This window comes from Kitasatospora sp. NPDC091257 (assembly GCF_044757675.1).
In the GTDB taxonomy this organism is placed as follows: domain Bacteria; phylum Actinomycetota; class Actinomycetes; order Streptomycetales; family Streptomycetaceae; genus Kitasatospora; species Kitasatospora lactacystinica.
Map to the genome: position 1 here is coordinate 1 of NZ_JBIVVI010000496.1, position 6,229 is coordinate 6,229.

Below are 6,229 nucleotides of genomic sequence, written 5' to 3' on the forward strand. Positions count from 1 at the left end.
TGCGCCCGCCGGGCTGGTCGCCGCCCGCTTCCACGGCGCGGTGGCCGAGCTGGTCCGGCGGATCTGCGCCGCCGTCCGGGAACGGCACGGCACCAGCACCGGCACCTCGTTCTCCTTCGCCGCGCCCGTGTCCGAGCCCGCCGCGGCACCCGGCCGGCCGGCGTTGACGAAGATGAAGGCGACCGCGGCGGCCGCCACCAGGATCCCGAAGGACACCCAGATCGCGGTCGAGAAGCCGTGCACCATGCCCTGGAACTGGAACGCCTTGGCGGCCTCCGGCGAGGTGGCCGCCGCGGTGGCGTGCGCGGCCAGCCACCCGGTGGTCGCGCTGGCCGCGATGGTGTTCAGCAGCGCGGTGCCGATGGCGCCGCCGACCTGCTGCGAGGTGTTGACCATGGCCGAGGCCACGCCCGCGTCGCGCGGCTGGACGCCGTGGGTGGCGAGGCTCATGGCCGGCATGAACGCGGTGCCCATGCCGAGGCCCATCAGGACCAGGCCGGGCAGGATCAGCGCCGGGTACGAGGTGTCCACGCCGATGTGGGCCAGCAGGAACATGCCGACCGAGGCGACCAGGAAGCCGGGCGCCATCAGGTAGCGCGCGGGGACCCTGGTCATCAGCCGGGCGCCGATCTGGGTCGAGCCGGTGATCATGCCCGCCACCATCGGCAGGAAGGCGACGCCGGTCAGCACCGGGCTGTAGCCGAGCACGATCTGCAGGTAGTAGGTCAGGAAGAGGAACAGACCGAACATGCCGATCACGGCCATGCCCAGCGACAGGTACACCCCGCCGCGGTTGCGGTCGAGCACCACGCGCAGCGGCAGCAGCGGGGCCTTGACCCGGCGCTCCACCAGCACGAAGGCGGTCAGCAGCACGGCGGCCGCGACGAACAGCCCGATGGTGCTGCCGGACGACCAGCCGTCGGACTCGGCGCGGGTGAAGCCGTAGACCAGCGCGACCAGGCCGGTGGTCACCAGCAGCACGCCGGGGACGTCCAGCCGGTTGCGGTTGCGGCCCTCGGCGGGCTCGCGGATCACCAGCACGGCGCCCGCGGCGGCCACGATGGCGAACGGGATGTTGACGAAGAAGGTCCAGCGCCAGTTCATGTACTCGGTGAGCAGGCCGCCGAGGATCAGACCGATGGCGCCGCCGCCACCGGCGATCGCGCCGTAGATGCCGAAGGCCTTGGCGCGCTCACGCGCCTCGGTGAAGCTCACCGCGAGCAGCGACAGCGCGGCCGGCGCGAGCAGCGCGCCGAACACGCCCTGGAGCGCGCGGGCGCCGAGCAGCATCGCGGTGTTGGCCGCGGCGCCGCCGAGCGCGGAGGCGAGGGCGAAGCCGGTCAGGCCGACGATGAAGGTCCGCTTGCGGCCCCAGAGGTCCGCGATCCGGCCGCCGAACAGCAGCAGGCCGCCGAAGGCCAGCGCGTAGGCGGTGATCACCCACTGGCGGTTTCCGTCGGAGATGCCCAGGTCGCGCTGCGCGGACGGCAGGGCGATGTTCACGATGGTGGCGTCGAGGACGACCATCAGCTGGGCGAGCCCGATGAATATCAGGGCCTTCCAGCGCCGGGGATCGGGCAGCGTCGCCGGTCGGGCGTCGGTTTGAGGCATGGGGGTACTCACTTCACGGTGCGTGTGGTGTGCGTGAACGGTCGAGTGCCGTACGGGAACGGCGGGTTGCCGCACGGGGAAGGTGCGGTGAAAGGGTGTGCCGGGGCGCGACAGGGCGCCGTCGGGCGGTCGGTCCTGGTGGTCGGGTCAGTTCTGGGGCTGGAAGTCCTCGAAGGTCGCGGCCCGGCCGGGCAGCACCGAAGCGGCCGGCGCGCGCAGGCCGTCCAGGAAGATCTGCAGGTGCCGGTGGACGAAGTCGTCGAGCAGTCGGCAGGCGGTGTTCGGCAGTGGCCGGGTCAGCTGGCTCATCGCGATGAACAGGTCACCGTGGTCGACGTCCGACCGTAGCTCGCCCGCGGCCCGGGCGCGCTCCATCAGCCCGCCCACGGCGGCCTGCAGGCGCTCCCGGATCTCGGTCAACTCCGGGTCGAACGGGTCGACATGGTTGCTGAACAGGGTGCAGAGACCGCCGACCTTCTCCCCGACGGACGCGTGCGCGAACCGCTGGAGGGCGTCGAACGGGCCGCCGCCGTCAGGAGCGTCCGCCTCGGCCGTCGCCGTCTCGGCGAGGGCCAGGATGCGGTTCTTGACGAGCACCGCCACCTCGTGGATCAGCGCCACCCGGTCCGGGAAGTTCCGGTACAGCGTGGCATTGCCGACCCCCGCCCGCTTCGCGATCTCGTCCAGCGGTGCGTCCGCACCGTGCTCGACGAACGCGTCCCGGGCCGCCAGCACGATCCGCTCCCGGTTCCGGCTCGCGTCCGCACGCAACTTCGGCGTACGCGCGCTCCCGGCGGGACGGACCGACTCGGCGGTGGTGGCCACGACGACTGCTCCTCATCAGGATACCGGGGAAATTCTCCCCGCTTCTTCCAACGTACTCGCAAACGGGGAATCCGTCCCCGGAATTTCCGCCCCCCGTGTGACCTGCGTCATACGAGGGGTGCCTCGGCCGGCTGGGCTGTGATCGAAGCCGAGCGGCCCGTGACCACCCGCCGGGACCTCGTTGACCCGAAGGGTGTCCAGGAGAAGGAGGGGCCCATGGCTGTGATCTCCGAGCGCCCGCAGATGCTGCCCGAGCAGTTCGTTCCACTACGAGACGGTCCACACCCTCCCCTTCGGCAAGGCCGTCCAGCTGCCCGACCCGGTGGGCATCTCCCTGGACACCGAGCCCCTCAAGAACTGGGTGCGCTGATCCCGGGCATGGCGTCCCCGGGGCGGTGCGGGTGGCGGCCTAGGCTGTGGGCGTCCCGGGCGGCCGGTGGGCCGTGGGAGTCGGGAGGGGCCCGGCGGCCGGGTGGGCGAGGAGGTTCGCGATGGGCAGCGGTGAGACGGCCGCCAGGGTGCGCTGTGTGGCGGCCGTACCGTGCTGGGTGAGCCTGATGGCCCGGGACCTGGACGACGCCGAGGAGTTCTACGGGCCCCTGCTCGGCTGGGAGTTCGAGCCCGGGCCGGACCGCTTCGGCCCGTACGTGCACGCGGTGACCGGCGGGGAGGCGGTGGCCGGGCTGGGCGTCGCCGGCTTCGGGGCGATCCCGGTCGCGTGGACCAGCTACTTCGGGACGGAGAGCGCCGACGCCGCCGCCGACGCGGTGCGCGAGCGCGGCGCGACGCTGGCGGTCGGCCCGCTGACCTTCGACGCCGGACGGGTGGCCTTCGCGGCGGACCCGGCGGGCGCGGTGTTCGGCATCTGGGAGGGCCCGCCGGGCCGGGCCCGGAAGCTGGACGTGCCCGGCGCGCCGGTCTGGATCGAGCTGCGCACCCCGGACCCGTTCGCGGCGGCACTGTTCTACGGCGAGGTGTTCCGCTGGGACGGCCGGGACCCGGAGCGCTTCGACGTCCGCTGGGAGCACGACCGGGTGGTGCTGCGCGCCGAGGGCCACAGCGTCGCGGCGCTGGCCAAGGAACAGGCGGGCGGCCCGGCCGGGATGCCGCCGCACTGGGAGGTGTCCTTCGCCGTCCCGGACACCGACCGGGCGCTGGCCCGGGCCGTGGAGCTGGGCGGCGGCGCGCTCGGGCCGGTCTTCGACTCCCCGTACGGGCGGGTGGCCCGGCTGCGGGACCGCGAGGGCGCCCGGTTCGCGGTGATCGGCCCGAAGGACTGATCGGCCAGGAGAATCGATCGGCCCGGGGCCTGATCAGCCCGGGGAGTCCAGCTCGGCCCGGTCCGCCCGCAGCCGGTCGCCCAGCGCGGTGCGGGTCGCCGCCGGCAGGGCCTTGCGGGCGGCCGGGAAGAGTTGCTCCTCCTCGTCGCGCAGATGCCGGCGCAGGGTTTCGGCGAGGCCGCGCAGCAGGGTGCCGAGGGCCGGGTCGGCGGGTCCGAGCCCCTGGAGGTCGGCGAGGTACTGCCCGATCGCCAGGTGGTCGTGGATGCTGCGGAAGACCAGCGCCCCGCCGTCGGGCACGTCGTGCTGCACCACGGGGAAGAGGTGCTCCTCCTCGGCGGCGCAGTGGGTGAACAGCAGGTCGGTCAGCCGGGCGAGCAGCTCGCCGCGCCCGGGGTCGTCGGCCGGTGCGGCCTCGATCCGGTCGAGCAGCTCGATCGCCGCCCGGTGGTCGGCGGTGAACTCGCCGAGGATGTCAGACCTGCGGCTCATGGCCCGCCCGCCTCTCGCACGGAAGACTTCCCCCGTCGCCTTCCAGTATCCGGCGCCGGCCCGTTCACCCGGAGGCGCGCCCGTTCACGCGCGGGCGCGGCCGGTCACGCGGAGTCGCGCCCGCCCGCCCGGAGACGCCGCCGTCCGCCCTGCGCGCCGCAGCCCGGTCATCCTCCGTCGCGCATCCCGGTCACCCGCCGTCGTGCGATCCGGTCACCCTCCGTGCCGCCGCCCGGTCACCCGCAGCCCGGTCACCCGCCGTCCTGCCGCCCGGCGAGGGCGAGCAGCCGGGTCTGCGGTCCGGCGTCCTCGGGCACCGGCACCGGCGGGTCGAAGAGCCCGCTGCCGGAGAGGTCCCCGTACCCGGCGAACTCGCCGAGCGCGAACCCGACGAGCCCGTCCGGGAGCCGGGTGAGCCGTCCGATGCCCTCGGCGAGGTCCCAGGAGTGGATCACCAGGTCGGTGGTGAGCTGGTCCAGGTAGTACTGGCCGGAGGTGTCGCCGAAGGAGAGGTGGACGGTCAGCTCGGTGGCGCCGGGGACGGCCCAGGCCTCCCGGGCGGCCTCGGCGGCGTCGGTCCAGGCGGTGACCGGGTCGTCGCCGAGCACGTCGCCGTCGAAGCGTCCGCCGACCTCGCCGACGGTGGCGCCCATCAGCAGTTCGGGTACCCAGAGCTGCTCGCCGGTGAGGTGGTTGACCAGGTCGCGGACGGACCAGTCGCTGCACGGCGTGGGGGAGTCCCACTGGCCGGGGGTGATGAGCCGGACGCGCTCGCCGAAGGCGTCCAGCGCCTCGGGGTACGGGGTGCCGGTCCGCGCCTCCCGTCGGTGGTGCCTGTGTTGAGCCATGCCTCCACCCTCTCCGGCCCGGACGGGCTCCGCGAGTCGCCGACGATCCGTCAGTTGTTCAAATTCGAACTTCGCGGTACGGTCGAAGAGCGGCGGTTCAAATTTGAACAACGGTGGGGGTGGCGACCCCTGCCCGCCGCACCACCACAACCCGTGACCACGTCCGGCCGCGCCGGACGACGACCGAACCCCGATCGATGGAGACGCGCATGCCGAGCAGCAGCCCGAGCACGACCGCCGCCACCACCACCGTCAGCCCGGCCCGGGACACCGCCGGGTCCGCGACGACCTCCCCGCACGCCTACGACGCCGGACTCCTGCTCCTGCGCCTGGCCCTCGGCCTGACCATGGCCGCGCACGGCAGCCAGAAGCTGTTCGGCTGGTTCGGCGGCGGCGGGATCGACGGCACCGGTCAGTTCTTCACCATGAGCGGCTACCCGGCCGGCGACGCCATGGCCGTGGTGGCGGGCCTCACCGAGACGCTGGGCGGACTCGCCCTCGCCGTCGGCCTGCTGACCCCGCTGGCGGGCGCCGCGATCGTCGGCACGATGGTCAACGCGATAGCCGTCACCTGGGGCGGCGGCTTCTTCGCCCCGAAGGGCAGCGAGTACGAGCTGCTGCTGACCGCGGGCGCCGCGGCACTCGCCCTGACCGGCCCCGGCCGCTACGCCGTGGACCGCTTCCTGCCGGTGCTGCGGGCGCACCGCCTGGCGTACGGCGTGGCCGCCGTCGTGGTCGGCCTGGTGACGGCGGGCGTGATCCTGCTGCTCCGCAAGTAGCCGCTCCGGGAGGGGCGGCCGGGAATTCCCGGAATCCCTTCCTTCGCAAGCGGAAAGGGCATGGTGACGACTCGTCGCCATGCCCTTTCCGCTGTCGTGGATGGGTGGACCTTGGGTAAAGGCCTTCACAATATTGTGTGATGTGTGCAATGGTACATGGCACATCCCCACCGTCTCCACGGCGGAACCGCCCCACGCGGTGCCGTCGCCGACGGACCTCGCTCCACCGTAGGCCGCGCCCCAACTCGCGGCCTTTGACGGCCCGGAGGCCCCCACGTGAATGGCCGACGCTTACTGCGAGTCCCGCAGTTGGCAAGACTGTTGACGCTCGTTCTGACCCTCGTCCTGGCGGTCGGCGTGTTCGCCCCGCTCAGCCAGGCCACCCCCGCCGCCC

Annotated in this window: 6 protein-coding genes and 1 pseudogene; 3 read left to right on the forward strand and 4 right to left on the reverse strand. The window is 73.3% G+C overall.

What is annotated here, in order from left to right:
- Together ACIQOV_RS22470 and ACIQOV_RS22475 are read right to left on the reverse strand one after the other, a co-directional pair.
- A partial coding sequence (locus ACIQOV_RS22470; protein WP_401051033.1) for an MFS transporter occupies positions 1–1,611 on the reverse strand: 1,611 nt, incomplete at its 3' end.
- A 147-nt stretch (positions 1,612–1,758) separates the two neighbouring features.
- On the reverse strand, positions 1,759–2,436 hold the full coding sequence (locus ACIQOV_RS22475) for a TetR/AcrR family transcriptional regulator (RefSeq protein ID WP_401051035.1): 678 nt from the start codon (positions 2,434–2,436) through the stop codon (positions 1,759–1,761).
- A 268-nt stretch (positions 2,437–2,704) separates the two neighbouring features.
- On the opposite strand from ACIQOV_RS22475, the pseudogene ACIQOV_RS22480 reads away from it, so the two are divergent.
- Positions 2,705–2,806, forward strand: a pseudogene (locus tag ACIQOV_RS22480) (Uma2 family endonuclease); the annotation flags it as partial.
- Positions 2,807–2,927: 121 nt separating this feature from the next.
- Complete coding sequence (locus ACIQOV_RS22485; RefSeq protein WP_359912392.1) at positions 2,928–3,716, forward strand: VOC family protein; 789 nt, start codon at positions 2,928–2,930, stop codon at positions 3,714–3,716.
- A gap of 33 nt (positions 3,717–3,749) precedes the next feature.
- On the opposite strand, the gene ACIQOV_RS22490 is transcribed toward ACIQOV_RS22485, so the two are convergent.
- A complete protein-coding gene (locus ACIQOV_RS22490; protein ID WP_401051037.1) occupies positions 3,750–4,208 on the reverse strand; it encodes a hemerythrin domain-containing protein in 459 nt (152 codons plus the stop codon).
- 251 nt (positions 4,209–4,459) lie between these two features.
- Positions 4,460–5,056 carry a TIGR03086 family metal-binding protein gene (locus tag ACIQOV_RS22495; RefSeq protein WP_401051040.1) on the reverse strand — a complete coding sequence of 199 codons (597 nt, stop codon included), beginning with the start codon at positions 5,054–5,056 and terminating at the stop codon, positions 4,460–4,462.
- Between the two features lie 209 nt (positions 5,057–5,265).
- On the opposite strand from ACIQOV_RS22495, the gene ACIQOV_RS22500 reads away from it, so the two are divergent.
- The gene (locus ACIQOV_RS22500; RefSeq protein ID WP_380452029.1) at positions 5,266–5,835 is read left to right on the forward strand and encodes a DoxX family protein; all 570 of its coding nucleotides are present in this window, start codon (positions 5,266–5,268) and stop codon (positions 5,833–5,835) included.
- The last annotated feature ends 394 nt before the right edge of the window (positions 5,836–6,229 follow it).